Genomic DNA, 17,007 nt, shown 5'->3' with positions numbered 1-17,007 from the left:
TATAAGAATAAAAGGCTTTGGATAACATAACAAATTTATCATCGGCAAGCGAAAGCGCCTAAATCCTCTGTCAGAACAAATCCGTCAAAAAAGGCGGGAACCGGACTTTTCCGCCGGATTCTTATCTGCCTCTCGGATCTTACCAAGGCGCTTCCGCTTTTGTTCATGGCTGCAGCCAAAATCTCTCTTTCCATTCTTCAGCGCTCAAAGATCTGAGCTTCTTAAGTGCGCCTCTTCTCCATGATTTGACACTGGCGGGAGTTGCCTGTTCACTTGCGGCAATTTCACTGATTGTTTTTTCTTTCAGGCAATAGGAAATCATCCAGATCTGCTGATGTTTGGTGAGGATGTCGCAGTTCGCTTTGATCATGTCTTCCATATCCTTCAGGGCAGTGGGGTCTTCTGAGATCAGGGTATGCTCCATCATATCCGGCATGTCCCTGTTTTTATTTTGTTTATTCATTTCATTCAGCATATGGCCTTTAATGCTTTTATAAAGGTACGTTTCAAACGATCCCTTTGAAGGGTCATATGTCTTTGAAGCTTTCCAGATGGCAATCAGGCCAGCCTGGTAAAACTCATCTTGATTTCGGGTGATGCAAAGCTTCTTTAGATTGTGGTAAATCATGCGCTGATATCGTTTTTCGAGCTCTGCAAATGTAACATCGTCCATCGTTCATCCGTTTCTGAAGGGAGCGCTCTCTCAAGTGTATTCCGCGGTATCTTCATCATAGGAAATGGCGGCCGTCCGGTAAAATGCTGATAAGAGTAAAATCATGAGAGTCAAATGCAGAATGTTCGCCGTTTTCTTTAAGGGTTTATGACAAATGGATGAGAAATAATCAGGAATCCTGCCGAAATAGCCGTATTTAGATTCGGAGTGTAATTTCCAGTTTTTTGTCAATGAAGAGCGTGAATAAACCTGTTAGGCTTATATATGTGCTTCACAGAGTAAAATGTTCATCCGGTAAATATGGATGCAATACAACTGGAGGTTTACATCATATGAAAAAATTAGCGTTCTTTACTATAATCTCAGCGATGACTGTTTCTCTATTCGGCTTTGAAAAAGCACAGGCTGCACAAGGCCATAAAGTGCAGCACGGCGATACTCTTTGGCTGATTGGAAAAAAACACGGTGTTTCTGTTAAAGATATTCAGTCTTTAAATCATAAAAGCGGACATTTATTATACGTTGGAGAAGAGCTTCAGATTCCTCAATCAATCTCAGATAAAGAGAAGGATCTGCTTGCACGCATTGTTCATGCTGAAGCAAAAGGTGAACCGTATGCAGGCAAAGTGGCTGTTGCAACTGTTGTTTTAAACCGGGTAGAAGATGAGCGTTTCCCGGATACTGTCACAGATGTTATCTATCAGAAGGTGTCAGGCATTTATGCTTTCTCACCTGTAGAAAACGGTGCAATCAATGAGCCTGCAGATGAAGAATCAAAAGAAGCTGTCCAGGAAGCGCTGGCTTATCAGGGAATGGACAATGAAGCTGTCTACTTCTACAACCCTGTTACGGCCGAAAGTGACTGGATCCGTTCAAGAGAAATTACGCTTACAATTGGTGATCACGTCTTTGCAAAATAAATTTTCGCCACTCCTTTCCTAATCGGAAAGGAGTTTTTTTGCGCATTCGAATAAATCCTGCCGGGGGAGGAAATATAAGGGAAAGTATGAGCATGAAACGTGGTGAGACAAATGAACGAGATGATGAAGGAAAACGGAAAACCGAAACAATCGATGGCTGAACTGATCACCTGCTTTAAATCGTCATCTGATTTTGTTCAATTTGAGCACGATGCAAAAGAGCTGAAATTCTGGATTTCCTATATTAGGACAGTAGTAGATCCAACGCTTTTGCATGAAAGCATATTAGGCCCGCTGCTTAAGGAAAAATGGACGAGTCTGCAGCAGATCAAAGAGATTTTGCCGATAGAAGAAATCATTATAACGATCGATACAGATGTTATATCAGAAAAACTGCTTGAAGGGTATGTCATTATTTCCATGACAGAATACGGCACGCCCTGTGTTCTTCTCAGATCAACCCTGAATAAAGCAAGGGATATTTCTCTCCCTGAAGTCGAGTTCAGCGTAGTAGGGCCGAAGGAAGCCTTTGTCGAGGCACTTGAGTTTAATATAAATCTTATCCGCAAACGGATACAGGTGCCGCAGCTGCGTGTCAAAGAACTTCAAATAGGCGACTTGTCAAAAACCAAAACAGCGGTTCTTTATATTGATAACATTGCAGATGAAGAAAACGTCAACACGGTCATACAAAGACTGAAAAACATTCATTATGACCAGATTGGCGACAGCGGATATGTGGCGCAGTTCATTTCAGATAATCATAACTCGCCGTTTCCCCAGGTTCTTGATTCTGAAAGGCCTGACCGGGTTGCAGCCGTACTCGCTGAAGGGAAGGTAGCTGTAGTTGTCGACGGATCTCCTCAGGTTCTGATCGGACCGACGACACTTATAGAATTTTTCTCATCCTTTGAAGACTATTATTTAAACTGGGTTCTTTCATCCTTCTTCAGGCTCATAAGGGTTTTTGCGGTAGCCTTCTCGATTTTGGTGACACCGGTGTATGTTGCAACCCTGACGTTTCATTATGAGCTGATCCCGAAAGATTTGCTCAGCACTCTTGTAACCTCCAGGAGAGAGATTCCGCTGCCTCCTATATTGGAAGCTCTCTTTCTCGAGCTGACAATTGAACTACTGAGGGAAGCAGGAGCAAGGCTTCCTACGAAAGTCGGCCAGACAATCGGCATCGTGGGCGGGATCGTGATCGGGACGGCTTCTGTTGAAGCGGGTCTGACAAGTAATGTCCTGCTTATAATCGTTGCCCTGGCTGCACTGGCTTCTTTCACAACACCTGTTTATAAAATGGGCAATACGATCCGGCTTCTCAGGTTTCCGTTTTTACTTTTTGCTCAGATATACGGCCTTTTGGGCATCGTATTGTGCTTTTGTTTTCTGGCGGCCCATCTTCTCAGGCTTACATCGCTCGGCCGCCCGTTCCTGGTGCCGATTTTCCCTGCAAGAGCAAGGGATTTGAAGGATGCAATCATCAGGTTCCCATTTTCAACATTAAGCAAAAGACCGCTTGCTCTAAGAACAAAAAAACCCGACAAATTTTCATCTGAACAGGCGAAACAGAAACACGACATAGACGAGTAGACTGCTCAAAGGAGGTGTCCCGGACTTGAAAAAAATTGCCGAACGCTATCAGGTTTCGCCTTATATGGCATTTTACCTGATACATGCCCTGCAATTCGGTGTAGGTGTACTCGGGTTTCAGCGCTTCGTTTCTCTTGATTCCGGGCACGACGCATGGATTGCTGTCCTCGCATCGGGATTTGCCGTCCATATCGCCGTCTTCTTCATTTTTCAGATCTTAAAGGATCAAGAAGGCAATATTCTTGATGTGCAGAAAAAACTTTTTGGGAAATGGATTGGAAATGCTCTCAATGCGTTGGTAATCATTTACTTTACCTGTCTTGCCACTAATGTACTGAGAACCTTTATTGAAGTCATCCAGGTGTGGATGTTTCCTGATTTAAATGTCTGGCTCTACAGCTTCCTCTTTCTCGTCCTTGCTTATTACATATTAAACGGCGGATTCAGGGTGGTGGCCGGCATCGCATTTTTTGGAGTCGTTCTTCCGAGTTATTTAATTTTGACTTATCTATTCACACTGAAATTTGCAAATTTTAACAATTTGATGCCCGTATTTGAGCATTCACTAACGGATCTTTTAAAAAGTACGAAAAACATGTCTCTTACTGTTATTGGATTTGAAGCACTGTTCATGTACTATCCATTTATAAAAAACCCGGAAAAATCAAAAAAGTGGGCCCATGCCGGTGTAGCTGTCACGACACTTCTTTATTTAATCATCATGCTGTTCAGCATCATCTACTTCAGCCAAGAGCAGCTGCAGAAAAATGTGTGGGCAACTCTTACAATATGGAAAATAGTTGAAATGCCTTTTGTAGAGAGATTTGAGTATATTGGCATTGCCAATTGGAATCTCGTTATTCTGCCAAATGTCTGTCTCACGCTCTGGTGCGCAAGCAGGGGAATGAAGCAGCTGATAAAAATCAAGCAAAAATACACCATCTTGATCGTTCTTGCAGTCAGCTATGCCGGGATCAACTTCATGAACAGCCGTGAGCAGATCAATATGCTGAATTCATTTCTGGGGGAAGTCGGGTTTTACGTTTTTGTAGCCTATATTCCAATGCTTTATTTATGCACTCTTATATACAGGAAACTAAAAAAAGGGGGAAAAAAAAGTGAAAAAGCGTAAATGGCTGATAGTCCTTATTCCGCTGTTTCTTACAGGCTGTCTTGAAAAAGAAATTCTTGATGATGTGAACATTATTACAGTTGTCGGGTATGACATGGAGAGCTCAGACATGATGAAGGGCACAGTCATTATTCCTGTTTACACACAGGATGCCCCCGTCGAAAGCGAGATTATTGAGGATACGTCCTCTACAGAAGTGAGCAAAGATATTCTGACCCATCTCCAGCGGAAATCATCTGATCCGCTTGTGCTCGGAAAAATTTCTGTCGTCATTTACTCAGAAGAGGTTGCGAAAAAGGGAATTACAAATCTTGTAGATACGCTTCAAAGGGACGCAAGCGTAGGATCCAGAGTGTATCTCACCGTGGGCAGGGAGAATGCAAATGAAATCATGAAGTCGCAGTTTGGAAACAGAGGAGCGGCCCCTTATATTTCAAATTTGATCAAACATAACATTGAAAACCGGGATGTTCCTAAGACAAATCTTCATATTTTCCTGTATGACCTGTATTCAAGCGACTCAGATCCGTACTTGCCGATTCTAAAGAAAAACGAGGCTGATTCAGTTGAAATTGATGGACTTGCCCTGTTTAAAGACGACAAAATGATCGGTGAAATTCCTAATGAAAAACTGTTTTTCTTTAAATTGATTGCTGATAAATTTACAGAGGGATCCTATGCCTTGAAACTTCCTGACAAAAACCAGGTAGCCATAAAAACGATTTCTTCAGACAGAAAAGTAAGGCTTGATAAAGGTGACCCTTCAAAGATTACGATAGAGGTGAAAATTAACGGTTTTGTCCAGCAGTATACCGGCAAAATGATTACGCCAAAAATTAAAAACGAGATGGAAAAAGCGTTCGAGAAGGTTGTTGCCAAAGAATCACTGGAGCTTATTGAACAATTTAAGGAGCAGAAAGTCGATCCGTTAGGACTGCACGATATTATCAAAAGCAAAGTTAGAGGATTTACTCAAAAAGACTGGAAAGAGACCTACCCTGAGCTTTCCGTGAAAATTAAGCCGTCTGTCACCATCACAGAAACAGGCGTGATCGAATAAGCGCCCTAAATATTAAAATAATTTCATGCCTTGTCTCATATCCTGTTAGCAGGGGGGAGCAGCATGAATTCTTTTTTTAAAGGAACATTGTTATTAATCGTCGCAGCCTTTTTCAGTGAATGCATCGAATTCTTCGTCAATATGATTCTTGCGAGGGAGCTTGGAGAAGAGGGCATGGGAAGGTATATGTCCATTTTGCCTGTTATCTTTTTGGTGATTGTTCTGGCAAGTCTTGAGCTTCCCATTTCAATTTCAAAATACATAGCAGAAAATAAGAAAGTCCTTCACTACAGCATGCTGCAGCATGCCCTGAAAATGACGGCTGCCGTCACATTCACTGTTTTGGCAGGGACTTATATCCTTTTTACGGCCACACCGCTGCTGGATGGCTTTCATCCCGCAGTCAAATGGCTGTTTATCGGGCTCATCCCGATTGCCTCATTTTCATCCATTGCCCGCGGATACTTTATGGGTGTGCAGCAGATGGGGAAGATCGCGGTGTCCAATTTCCTGAGAAAAGCCGTCCAATTCACCGTACTGCTTTGCGTTTTCTCTGTATTTAACTTTAGCCAGCAGGCGCTTCTAATTGCTCTGTGTGCCTTTATAGGCAGCGAACTGATTGTTTTTCTCTACCTGACAAGCATGTTCATGATTCACATGCACGCACTCAGGCGGGGGAGCTTTACTCCAATTACAGGAACAGAAGCCCGGAAAAAACTGCTTTCTGTCTCCCTGCCGACAACCGGACTGAGAATTTTTCATGCGATAACAAATGCCATCCAGCCTTTTCTGATCCAGACAGCCCTTGTGGCCGCCGGATTCGGGGCAGCCGCCGCAACAGAGCATTTCGGCATGCTGACAGGCGTTGCTATGTCCATTGGTTTTTTCCCTGCATTTATCGCTCACTCTCTCATGATCATGCTTATACCGACTGTATCGGATGCTTATGCTCAAAAGGATATAAAAACATTGCGCAATCTTCTGCAGCAGTCCATGTCCTTTACTATGCTTTACGGGGTTCCGGCGGTTTTCATTATTTACTTGTTTGCTGAGCCTCTGACAAGTCTTTTCTTTTCATCTGATCAGGCAGCCTTTTATTTGAAACTGCTCTGGCCGTATTTTCTGTTTCACTTCTTCGTCATCCCCATGCAGGCTTATTTAATAGGCCTCGGGCTTGTAAAAGATGCTTTTTATCATACGCTTTGGTCGCATATCGTTTCGTTTGCGATGATGTTTTTCCTCGGTTCGAGAGAGTCGCTTCACATGACCGGCATTATACTTGGCATGAACACGGGCATTGTGCTCCTGACGTTTATGCACTATTTAACAATCTGCCAGAAAATAGGTATTACCGTGTGGCTGACAAAAAGAAGAGACAATGTTTACCGATGATTCAAAATAAACTTTCTAGTCTGCAAATAACGGAGCGGGTTGAAAAAGTCCTGTGTCCAACGTAAAATACAGAAATAACTTCATACGTTTTCCTTATATAATCATGGAGATATGGTCCATAAGTTTCTACCTGGCAGCCTTAAAGTGCCGGACTATAGGGAAAGTACGAACGTATCGTCCAGTTTCAGAGGCCATTGTTCAAGCTTTCTTTGTAGAGAGATGAACTGCGGTCTCTTTTTTTTCGGCAGTAAAGAGGTCAGACATCCGACCGCCAAAATGATTTACTAAGGAAAACGGCTGTTGATTACGAAAAATGGGGGCATACAACTTGAGCATTTTATATGGAATACTATCACTTGCAGGCATTCTGTTTCTTGGCTGGCTCCTCAGCAGCAGCCGCAAAAGCATTAACTGGAAAACAATCGGCGTCGGACTATTGCTGCAGACTGTTTTTATCCTGTTTGTCCTTAAAGTAGAAGCAGGGGCCTTTATCCTTGAAAAAACAGCTTTAGGCGTTCAGAAAATGATTGATTTCAGCTCTGAGGGAATTCAATTTGTATTCGGGGGATTTTACGGGGAAGAAACGAACATTACGTTTGTTTTTGCCATTAATGTTCTCGCGGTCATCATTTTTATTTCTGCACTTATATCGGCTCTTTATTATATGAGAATTATTCCTTTTGTCGTAAGAATCATCGGCCTTTCAATCGGCAGACTGCTTGGGACAACAAAGGTTGAGACGTTCAGCGCTGTAGGCAATTCATTTCTTGGCCTTGTCGAAGCACCGCTTCTTGTCCGTCCTTACTTGAAGGATCTGACCCGTTCGGAGCTGTTTGCAGTCATGGTAGGCGGAACCGCATCGGCCAGCGGAGCCATCCTTGTCGGTTATTCGTTGATGGGCATTGAGATGAAGTATTTGCTGATTTCGGTTTTCAGCGTACCGTTTGTTTCTTTGATTACAGCCAAACTTCTTGAACCTGAGACAGAAGTTTCAAAAACAAATGACAATGTGATGATGGAAAAAACGAAGCATGCCAACGTGTTTGAGGCCATTGCAGAAGGTGCAGTGAGCGGGGTGTCGCTCGCACTTAATATCGGGGGACTGCTGATTGCTTTTATCAGTATTCTTGCCCTTGTCAACGGGGGACTTGGACTTCTTGGAACGGATCTGTCCGAAATTTTCGGGTACGTATTTTATCCGCTTGCCCTGATGATAGGCGTTCCATTTGATGATGCCTTTAAAGCGGCTTCCATTATTGGAACAAAGCTGTCAGTCAATGAATTTGTTGCCTTCATGGATTTAAGCAAGTCGATGGATGAGCTTTCTCCTAAAACAACGGCCATCCTGTCAATTGCGCTATGCAACTTTGCCAATCTTTCCTCAATTGGACAGCTGATTGTCGGACTGGGCTCGCTCGAACCGTCAAAACGCCCGCTCGTTTCAAAGCTCGGATTCAAGGCAATTATCGGCGGGACCCTCGCAAGCTTCATTACAGCTGCGTTTGTGGGCATGTTCATGTAAAAAATGAATAGGACAATTTCTAAAGAGGAAAAAGACGCGTAAAGTTAGGGAGAAGAAATTCCAGGCGGGAGGTTTTAATATGGGAATCAGAACCATTAAAATTTCAGCGCTGTACCTGGCTGCCGGGCTTTTCCTCGGTTTGTACATGTCTATGGCCCATGACTATGTGCTTGCGCCGGTTCATGCACACGTGAATCTTCTCGGTTGGACGACTCTGACCATTGCGGGTATTCTGTATTATTTATTTCCTGAGCTAACGGATCATTTTCTGGCAAAAGCACATTTTTGGCTGCATAACATCGGCCTGCCTTGTATGATGATTGGCCTTGTGTTTGCTGTATCAGGAAACAGCAGCCTTCTTTTCCTGACCATTGCCGGCTCCTTTGCAGTTGTCGCGGGTTTGTTATTCTTTGTATGGAATGTGCTGGTCAATTTAAAGTAGCATGGAAAAAGACTCGGACAAAACATAGAACAGGTTGAAATCTGTGAAACAAAAAAGCGTTTATCTTATGCTATTTGACCACCAACTGGAGATTATAGCTTAGGATAGACCATGTACCTTGTGCCATTTGAAGACTGGCTGGAGATTATAGCGTACAAAAGCACGAGATGTTATTTGAATGCCGGCTCGAGTTTATACCGTATGATAACGCGTGTATCTTATGCTATTTTTATAACGGCCGATGATTATACCGTACAAAGCAGGCCAATCGTACGCTATTGAGATCTGGTATCAGATGATAAAATCATCTTGCATAAATAAACAAAATGAAATCAAAAAAGGATGAATTTGACTAGTCTAATCAAATTCACCTTTTTTTTTCTGTCACAGCCACTTTTAGAGTTCAGCTTTTGTATGTGAATTCCTGAAGCTTGCCTGATCCGCTGCATGAACGGCATGTCCGGGATAAGGGAAGAACGGAATTTATCTTCACCTTGCCTGACCCGCTGCAGCTTCTGCAAATAACAACTAATGCCATCAAGCGTTCACCTCGCCAAGAAAATAGATAGAAACCACTATCTATTTTGGGACTCATGAAGAGGGTTTATACATTTTTAAATGAAAAAGACAGCCATTCTTCCCGCAGCATGCCCATCTTAATGGCATCATAATAAACGCCATTGTAAAATCGGCACTTTCTGATCCTGCCTTCTTCCCGCATGCCTGTTTTTTCTGCAACCCTGATTATCCTTGTATTGCCCGACCAGGTGGATAAGCCGATCCTGATGAGCTTGTATTTTTCAAATAAATGCCGGATCCAGAGCTTTAAGGCCTCTGTGCCTGCTCCCTTGTGCCAGTTGGACGGCTCGTAAATGACAATCCCCACCTCAAGCCAGTTAGAAGGCTGGTGCTCCCAGTAGTATGTCACCATTCCAATAAGGCGTCCGTTTGCTTCAATATACATTTTATTTGAATACAAATCTTTTGCTTCTCTTTTTTTCTCCTTTTCAAAATCTCTTCTTGTCATAAAGCCGACAGGGAAATAGGGAGCATCCCATTTCTTCCACTCCGGATCTTTTTCACCGTATATAAACTCCCATAATATAGGGATATCATCATGGTTCAGCCTTCTGAGAAGGACATTTTCCCCTTGAATCATACCATTATCCCACCTCCTTACTTCCTTTTTTCTCCATGTTTTAATGGAATCCTTTTCCAAAGTGGATTTTTTTTAAAAAAAAGGCCGGTTACCCTAACAATTTGTATGAATGGATTTTCGGTGGAAACACGACCTAAATGATAATTATTATTAAAAAGAAATTATAATAATTTTTAGTTGAGTTTCGGTGACATTTTGTTATAATAAAACATACACTAGTTGAAATCTTTATTTATTGGCGGATACTGCTGCTCAGAGGGCAGCATTTGTGTTTTATACAAGAGAATGATGATGATTATGATTCTCAATTAAGGAGGCTTACAATGAGCTTAAATGAAAATGCGCTCGCACATGGCTGGAAATCAATGATTGATAGAATAAAAGAATACGGCGAACTTATAGCAGCACTTCTATCGGGATTGCTGATCCTTTGTGGATGGCTTCTGCAGACACAGCAGGGAGATACCCCTTTTACGGCTGCCCTGTTCATATCGGCATTCATTATAGGAGGATATGCTAAAGCCAAAGAAGGCATTGAAGAAACGATTGAAGACCGCAAGATTAATGTTGAACTCCTCATGGTTTTTGCAGCCATCGGTTCAGCCGTTATCGGTTATTGGGTAGAGGGAGCGATTTTAATTTTCATCTTCGCGCTGAGCGGAGCTCTCGAAACGTTTACAATGAATAAAAGTGAAAGAGAGCTATCTGCCCTTATGGAGCTTCAGCCTGAAGAAGCGTCACTGCTCAAAGACGGCAGAGAAATAAGAGTTCATGTATCAGAACTCAAAGTGGGAGACAGAATTGTTGTCAGACCCGGTGAGCGGATAGCAACAGACGGGGAAGTGGTCTCAGGAACAACAAGCATCGATCAGGCAGCGATAACTGGAGAATCCATTCCTGTCGAGAAAAAGACGGAGGATACCGTCTATGCAGGAACCGTGAACTTGAGCGGTTCCATCACAGTTGCTGTTACAAAAAACAGCGATGAAACGCTTTTTAAGAAAATTATTGAGCTTGTGCAATCCGCACAGTCTGAAAAGTCACCATCCCAGCTTTTTATTGAACGATTTGAAGGAACGTATGTAAAAGGGGTTCTTGCAGCAGTTGCCCTCATGATGTTTGTGCCCCACTACCTGCTTGACTGGAGCTTCAGCGAAAGCTTTTACCGCGCCATGGTCCTGATGGTTGTTGCGTCACCATGTGCACTTGTTGCATCCATTACACCGGCAACACTGTCTGCCATTTCCAATGGAGCCAGAAACGGACTTCTCTTCAAAGGAGGCGTTCACTTAGAGCGCCTGAGCAAACTGAAGGTCATCGCTTTTGATAAGACAGGGACTTTGACGAAGGGAGAACCGCAAGTAACAGATGTGCTGATCCTTGAAGAGCTGAATGAGGCAGATGTTCTGTCTGCCGCAGCCTCTATTGAAAAGCAGTCGAATCATCCCCTGGCAAAAGCGATTGTCAAGCATGTTGAAAAAGAATATCCTCATGTGGTGACTGGAATGGCCGAAGTTCAGGAGCAATCGGGCTTTGGTGTGAGCGCTATATGGAAAGGTGATAAATGGAGTATTGGAAAGCCGGATCAGAATGAACCGCAAAATCCGCTGACTGAATTCGGACTGAAAAAGGCACAGGAAGGGAAAACGGTCGTTTATGTAAAAAAAGAGCAGACTCTTGCAGCTGTTCTTTGTCTTCAGGATGGCTTAAGACATGACGCTGTGTTGGCTATAAAGGAACTAAAAGAAGCAGGAATCCATACGGTTATGCTTACAGGAGATAATGAATCTACGGCAAAATCAATTGCAGAAGCTGCAAATGTGGATCAGTATGTGGCGGAATGTCTGCCTGATGATAAGGTGAACGAAGTGAAAAACCTCGGAAAAACATACGGACAGACCGCCATGATCGGCGACGGGATTAATGATGCCCCTGCTCTTGCCGCTGCCAATGTCGGCATTGCAATGGGGGAAGGAACGGATGTGGCTCTTGAAACAGCAGATGTTGTTCTGATGAAAAATGACCTGACAAAGCTGAAAAAAGCGATTGAGCTTTCAAAAAAAATGGACCGGATCGTAAAGCAGAACATTGTCTTCTCCATGTCTGTCATCGCCCTGCTTATTTGTTCAAACTTCCTTCAAATCCTTGATTTGCCCCTTGGCGTCATAGGACATGAAGGCAGCACGATCCTGGTTATATTAAATGGACTTCGCCTTCTGAAGGCATGAAAAAACGGACGAAATGATTTCGTCCGTTTTTTTGTTGTTCAGGAAATTATAAAGAATAAAAGGCTGTGGATAACATAACAAAGTTATCATCGGCCAGCTCCAGCGCCTAGATCCTCTGTCAGAACAAATCCGTCAAAAAAGTCAAACCCGGACTTTTCCGCCGGATTCTTATCTGCCTATCGGAGCGGGTCTTGGCGCTTGCGCTTTTGTTCCGACCAACTACTGTTCTCCGGCCGGTTCTTCATCCGGCCGTCTGCTTACAATGACGTAAGCGGATGAAATGCAGATAAAGCCAAGAATCCAGCCAATGAGCGAGCTGTAATAAAACCAATCTGTTAATTGAATAAAGATAAATGGCGAAGCAAAACCGGCAAGGCATAAAAGTAGGACTATTCTGCGTTTCATCCATTTCAGCAATGCGAACATCTCCTTAACTGGGTAAGAACAGACTCCACCATTCATTATACATAAAATCATATGCTGTGAAAAATGTGTATCGCCATTTGGACGGTCTAACCCTTATAGAAAGAAAAATCCGAGTGAAATGATGACACCGCTGATAAGAAGCACAAAAACGCAGTAGCCCATAATGTCTTTTGCTTTTAAACCTGCTATGGCAAGGGCAGGAAGCGCCCAGAATGGCTGAATCATATTCGTCCATGCATCACCCCAGGCAACGGCCATCGCGGTCTTTGGCATCGATACATCGAGTGTTTTGGCAGCTTCAATCATAACAGGTGCCTGAACCGCCCATTGTCCGCCGCCTGATGGAACAAAGATATTGACAAGTCCGGCGCTCCAGAAGGCAAGGACCGGGAACGTCTGCTGATTTGAAATGGAGACGAAGCCTTCTGAAATGACCGCAGCGAGTCCGGATGTGACCATCATCCCCATTATGCCTGCATAAAACGGAAACTGAATGATGATTCCAGAAGTGCCTTTAATCGCTTCTGCCACAGCATTCAGGAAATTCCTCGGAGTACCGTGGAACAAGATGCCTAAAAATAAAAACATGAAATTTACTACATCCAGGTTCAGCAGAAATCCATTCTTCATAAAATAAGAAATAAGGTAGATCAGGCCCATTATGCCAATGACCATTGAGATGATTTTGCTGTTTTCAGCCTTTTCAGCCGGAGTGTGAGACGCAAACTCGAGCGAAGCAGCTTCAGCGCCTGTCTCATTCAAAAGAGCAGGATCAATTGATATCGTCTCCTCTTTTACCGGCATCATCATTCTGTTAACAAGCGGAAGCGCGATAAACAACACTGCAACAATGATTAGGTTGAATGGGGCAAAAATGGTTTCGGATGTCGGAATCAGCCCAATCAGATCCTGTGCAAAATGGCCTTCTGTTGCAATCGTCAGCGGAACTGAACCTGATATTCCCCCATGCCAAATAACAAATCCGCTGTATGCGCTCGCTATCAGCAGACGATAGTCAACATTTGTTACTTTTTTCGCAAGTTCCTTTGCAAAAAGTGCTCCGATGACAAGTCCGAAACCCCAGTTGATAAAGCTCGCGATCATAGAGACCGCCGTTACATAAACGATCGCCTGACCGGGTGTTTTTGCAGCGGAAGCCATTGCGCTGAGCCCCTTTTTAAAAAGCGGGCTGCTTGCAAGTACATGCCCTGTTACAAGAACGAGTACCATCTGCATCGCAAAACTGAGCAGGCCCCAAAATCCGCCTCCCCAGAATTCCACCATTTGAAGAGGGGTGGACGGCGTAAAGATAAGACCAAGGATGAAAACGGCAAGAGTTAGAATAATGACGAATAAATACGGGTCGGGCAAATAGCGCTGCATTAGCCTGTTCGACAGTGAAATGACTGCTTTCATTTGTTTCCCTCCAATTTTTGTACTTGTGTGCACTAAAATGTATTCGCTTTCAATGCGGAATCTCCTTTTTTACACCAGATTCTATGATGAGATGTTAATGACATGATAAACTAGTTAAGGGGTATATGAGTCGGCACCAAAAAAAATGTTATATTTACACAATCTAGTAAATAGTGTAATATTACACTATCAATCACGGGTTGTTGCAATAATTGCGAATGTTAAAAGGAAGGGGCATGAAAGATGAACAGACTTATCCCGCTCGGCTACGCAGCTTCAATTGTATTTATCCTCTCAGGCATCATCTTTTTCTTTGCATCAAACTGGGGAGGCTTTGAGCGAACGGAAAAGACCGCCCTTGCAGCAGGTATTATGATTCTGTTTTATGGAGGAAGCTTTCTTTTTGGAAAATGGATGAAGAGGCCGGAGTTGACTAGATGGCTGCTGGTTGGCGGGGCAGTGTCCTTTGGGGCTGCCGTCGCTCTGATCGGGCAGATTTACAATTCACATGCAGACAGTTATCTCCTGTTTGTCATATGGCTGATTCCATCCCTGCTGCTTGCTGTTATTACCCGCTATCAGCCTTTTGCCATATTATCCTACGTGCTGTTTATGCTTTCGTACTGGTTTTATCTCTATCCGTCAAGCATCTTTCTTTACCGGACGGAATTCGAGCAGCTCCTCATCTATCTTGGAATCGTGCTGTTAAATGGAGTGGTCTTTTTTCTTGCGAGGTCACTGGGGCTGAAGGTGCTTGAATATTGTGCGTTTGCTGTCGTTCACCTCTTTTTGATCATCATGTCGTTTTACTATGTGTTTGAAACCTACAGCCTCTGGATGAATGGCTTGTTCCTTGCCGTTCTTCTGTTCAGCTATTTTTCATTCATGAAAAAAGCGGGGCATCAGGCCCTGACGTTTATTGGCTTCACGATGGCGGGCATCTATGTTCTATCAAAATATATTGAGATGAGCATACGTCTGTCAGATCAGCTTGGAGGACTCAGCTTTTACTTTTTCTCCATCCTGCTGGCTCTTATCTTTTTGGGTGCCGGAATTTTTGCAGCAGTCAAAGCATCTAAACAGGCATCAAGTGATTCGGCAGCGTTTAAAGTGTCTAAAAATATTCTGATTGTGATTATCACGTTCACATCTTCCATTTTGCTGTCATCAAGCTTGGCCGGCCTGCTTTATCTGATATTTGAGTCCTCATATGCTTTGGCAATCGTGAGTATGGTGTTTCTGATTTTGGCTGCAGTCCTGAAAACAGTAAATCCTGCAGCAAGGTATACGCTTTTCATTACAGGATTTTTATCAGCTCTTGGGGTCATCACCATCATGGATACAGCGGCTGTTTATCTTTTTCTAATAGCGGGAGCAGTCATCCTCCTGATTGAAAGAGAAGGTTTCCTTCAATTTCTCTCTTATTCATTCGTGCTCGTTTTATTGCTTAACCTGTTTTCCGTGCATTTTGAGTGGACTGATCATTTCAGAGTGATTCTTGCAGCCATGTCACTCATTCAATTTGCCCTTTTGCTGGTTCCGTTCAAGCCTCTGCGAAAGCTTGACAGTGTATTTCTGACATATGGTTTTCTGCTGTTGTATCCTGCAGCGTTCTGGGGTGCGGACTGGCGGGAAACACTTGTCTATCAGATTTTGTATTTTGGACTGAATCTTGCAGCACTGGTCATTTATCAGCAAAAGGAGGAAGTGTTTAAGAGAAATGCAGCCTGGGTGTTTTTTATTCTGTTTTTAACAGGCTTATATTATGACTTTGCCTGGAAGCTGCTGCATAAATCGGTCACGTTCCTGATTATTGGCGTGGTGCTGTTTGCAGCTGCCCGTTACTTTGACCGGGAAAATAGAGCAGGGGAATCTGCCTTTTCAAAAAAGAGATGGGCGATGATTGCAGCTGTTGTTCTTCTGCAGCTGGGATTCACGGGTTATCAGTCTATTGCCAATGAGACTGCTTTAAAAGAAGGAACGTCTGTCATTCTTCAGCTCGAACCGCTGGATCCGAGATCTGTGCTGCAGGGAGATTATGTACAGCTTAGATATGAAGCCGGCCGTTTTGAAGCAGATGAAACCATCAAAAGCGGCACGGTTGTCACTGTTAAAGTGAAGAAGGACAGTACCGGGGTTTTCAGACAGGAAGGAGAGCCTGTCATTGGAAGGGCGGCCGACATGGGAGAGCCTGAACAGGACACCGTCTATCTCACCGGGAAATACAATGGCTATGACAGTGTGCATTTCGGCATTGAATCGTTTTTTGTGGAAGAAGGTACCGGGCTTGAGCTTGAACGCTCGGCGAAGTATGCAAAAGTCATTGTATCCCGCGCAGGAAATGCTTTATTGACGGATGTTAAAAAGGATCTCTCTTCATTAAAATAGAAACATCCATCCAGGCTGCCTGGATGGATGTTTTCTGTTTCTCATTAAGGAAATGATAAAGAGTAAAAGGTTGAGGATAATAGTACAAAGTTATCCTCGGCAAGCGGAAGCGCCTAGATCCTCTGTCAGAACAAATCTGTCAAAAAAGTCAAGCCCGGACTTTTCTGACAGATTCTTATCTGCCTATCGGATCTGACCAAGGCGCTTCCGCTTTTGAGATGTTAATTCGTTTCGTTGGCCAGTTTCACAAGCATGTGTGCAAGGTAATGTCTTTCTTCATCATTTCCGACTTTCCAAAGCTGATGGAGAAGATATTCTTCGCTGTTTTTAGGTTCTACGTTATTGGCAAGGTAACCGGCTACTTTTTCAGCGCCTTTGGCCAGCATCTCATCACTCAGTCCGAGGCGTTTCCCGGCTTCAACTTTATCCCCTAAGTACGATTTAAACTCTTCAAAGTCTCTCAGGATCGCGTCCATTTTTTCATTGTTCATAGAATCCAGCTTGTTCTCAATCTTTTCAGTTTGAATTGAATCGTCTTTTACTTGATGATTTGACATGTTTCTTGCACCTCCTGGTTAAGTTACTTGTTACATTCCCTGATCTCAGAGAGGTAAACCTTGGGAATGTGCAAAAGTGCGGAAGATTTCTTATTT

At 43.4% G+C, this 17,007-nt stretch carries 14 protein-coding genes and 1 riboswitch; of the genes, 9 read left to right on the top strand and 5 right to left on the bottom strand.

From position 1 onward, the window contains the following. Positions 1 to 163: 163 nt before the first annotated feature. Positions 164 to 673: a sigma-70 family RNA polymerase sigma factor gene (locus tag MHB63_01110; protein ID MEK3805185.1), complete on the bottom strand. Its 510-nt coding sequence runs from the start codon at positions 671 to 673 to the stop codon at positions 164 to 166. 332 nt (positions 674 to 1,005) lie between these two features. Between MHB63_01110 and MHB63_01105 the strand changes: the two genes are divergently transcribed. The 7 genes from MHB63_01105 (at position 1,006) to MHB63_01075 (ending at position 8,737) form a co-directional block, all read left to right on the top strand. Next, positions 1,006 to 1,593, top strand: a complete 588-nt coding sequence (locus MHB63_01105) for a cell wall hydrolase (GenBank protein MEK3805184.1) — start codon at positions 1,006 to 1,008, stop codon at positions 1,591 to 1,593. 120 nt (positions 1,594 to 1,713) lie between these two features. Continuing rightward, positions 1,714 to 3,189, top strand: coding sequence for a spore germination protein (locus tag MHB63_01100; protein MEK3805183.1), 1,476 nt, complete (start codon positions 1,714 to 1,716; stop codon positions 3,187 to 3,189). 25 nt (positions 3,190 to 3,214) lie between these two features. After that, complete coding sequence (locus MHB63_01095) at positions 3,215 to 4,321, top strand: GerAB/ArcD/ProY family transporter (GenBank protein ID MEK3805182.1); 1,107 nt, start codon at positions 3,215 to 3,217, stop codon at positions 4,319 to 4,321. After that, positions 4,308 to 5,381, top strand: coding sequence for a Ger(x)C family spore germination protein (locus tag MHB63_01090; GenBank protein MEK3805181.1), 1,074 nt, complete (start codon positions 4,308 to 4,310; stop codon positions 5,379 to 5,381). The genes MHB63_01095 and MHB63_01090 overlap by 14 nt, the downstream gene beginning before the upstream one ends. Before the next feature lie 63 nt (positions 5,382 to 5,444). After that, entirely contained in the window at positions 5,445 to 6,773 is a 1,329-nt protein-coding gene (locus MHB63_01085; GenBank protein MEK3805180.1) for a polysaccharide biosynthesis protein, read from the top strand. Between the two features lie 73 nt (positions 6,774 to 6,846). Then, a riboswitch (purine riboswitch) is annotated at positions 6,847 to 6,948 on the top strand. Between the two features lie 153 nt (positions 6,949 to 7,101). Further along, complete coding sequence (locus MHB63_01080; GenBank protein MEK3805179.1) at positions 7,102 to 8,295, top strand: nucleoside transporter C-terminal domain-containing protein; 1,194 nt, start codon at positions 7,102 to 7,104, stop codon at positions 8,293 to 8,295. Positions 8,296 to 8,374: 79 nt separating this feature from the next. Further along, positions 8,375 to 8,737 carry a cytochrome-c oxidase gene (locus tag MHB63_01075; GenBank protein MEK3805178.1) on the top strand — a complete coding sequence of 121 codons (363 nt, stop codon included), beginning with the start codon at positions 8,375 to 8,377 and terminating at the stop codon, positions 8,735 to 8,737. Between the two features lie 604 nt (positions 8,738 to 9,341). Here MHB63_01075 and MHB63_01070 read toward each other — a convergent pair. Next, on the bottom strand, positions 9,342 to 9,896 hold the full coding sequence (locus MHB63_01070; GenBank protein ID MEK3805177.1) for a GNAT family protein: 555 nt from the start codon (positions 9,894 to 9,896) through the stop codon (positions 9,342 to 9,344). 323 nt (positions 9,897 to 10,219) lie between these two features. Here MHB63_01070 and MHB63_01065 point away from each other — a divergent pair, with 323 nt between their 5' ends. Beyond that, positions 10,220 to 12,124, top strand: coding sequence for a heavy metal translocating P-type ATPase (locus MHB63_01065; protein ID MEK3805176.1), 1,905 nt, complete (start codon positions 10,220 to 10,222; stop codon positions 12,122 to 12,124). A gap of 219 nt (positions 12,125 to 12,343) precedes the next feature. Here MHB63_01065 and MHB63_01060 read toward each other — a convergent pair whose 3' ends face one another. Continuing rightward, positions 12,344 to 12,541 (bottom strand): hypothetical protein, encoded by a 198-nt coding sequence (locus MHB63_01060; GenBank protein MEK3805175.1) that lies wholly within the window; start codon positions 12,539 to 12,541, stop codon positions 12,344 to 12,346. Between the two features lie 102 nt (positions 12,542 to 12,643). Further along, positions 12,644 to 13,966, bottom strand: coding sequence for a short-chain fatty acid transporter (locus MHB63_01055; protein MEK3805174.1), 1,323 nt, complete (start codon positions 13,964 to 13,966; stop codon positions 12,644 to 12,646). Between the two features lie 243 nt (positions 13,967 to 14,209). Between MHB63_01055 and MHB63_01050 the strand changes: the two genes are divergently transcribed. Beyond that, positions 14,210 to 16,354: a GDYXXLXY domain-containing protein gene (locus tag MHB63_01050; protein ID MEK3805173.1), complete on the top strand. Its 2,145-nt coding sequence runs from the start codon at positions 14,210 to 14,212 to the stop codon at positions 16,352 to 16,354. A gap of 221 nt (positions 16,355 to 16,575) precedes the next feature. On the opposite strand, the gene MHB63_01045 is transcribed toward MHB63_01050, so the two are convergent. Next, positions 16,576 to 16,911 (bottom strand): DUF3243 domain-containing protein, encoded by a 336-nt coding sequence (locus tag MHB63_01045; protein ID MEK3805172.1) that lies wholly within the window; start codon positions 16,909 to 16,911, stop codon positions 16,576 to 16,578. Between the last annotated feature and the right edge of the window lie 96 nt (positions 16,912 to 17,007).

It is taken from the genome of Bacillus sp. FSL H8-0547 (assembly GCA_038002745.1).
Classification (GTDB): Bacteria; Bacillota; Bacilli; order Bacillales; family Bacillaceae; genus Bacillus_P.
This window is presented reverse-complemented; position numbering and strand designations above follow the sequence as displayed.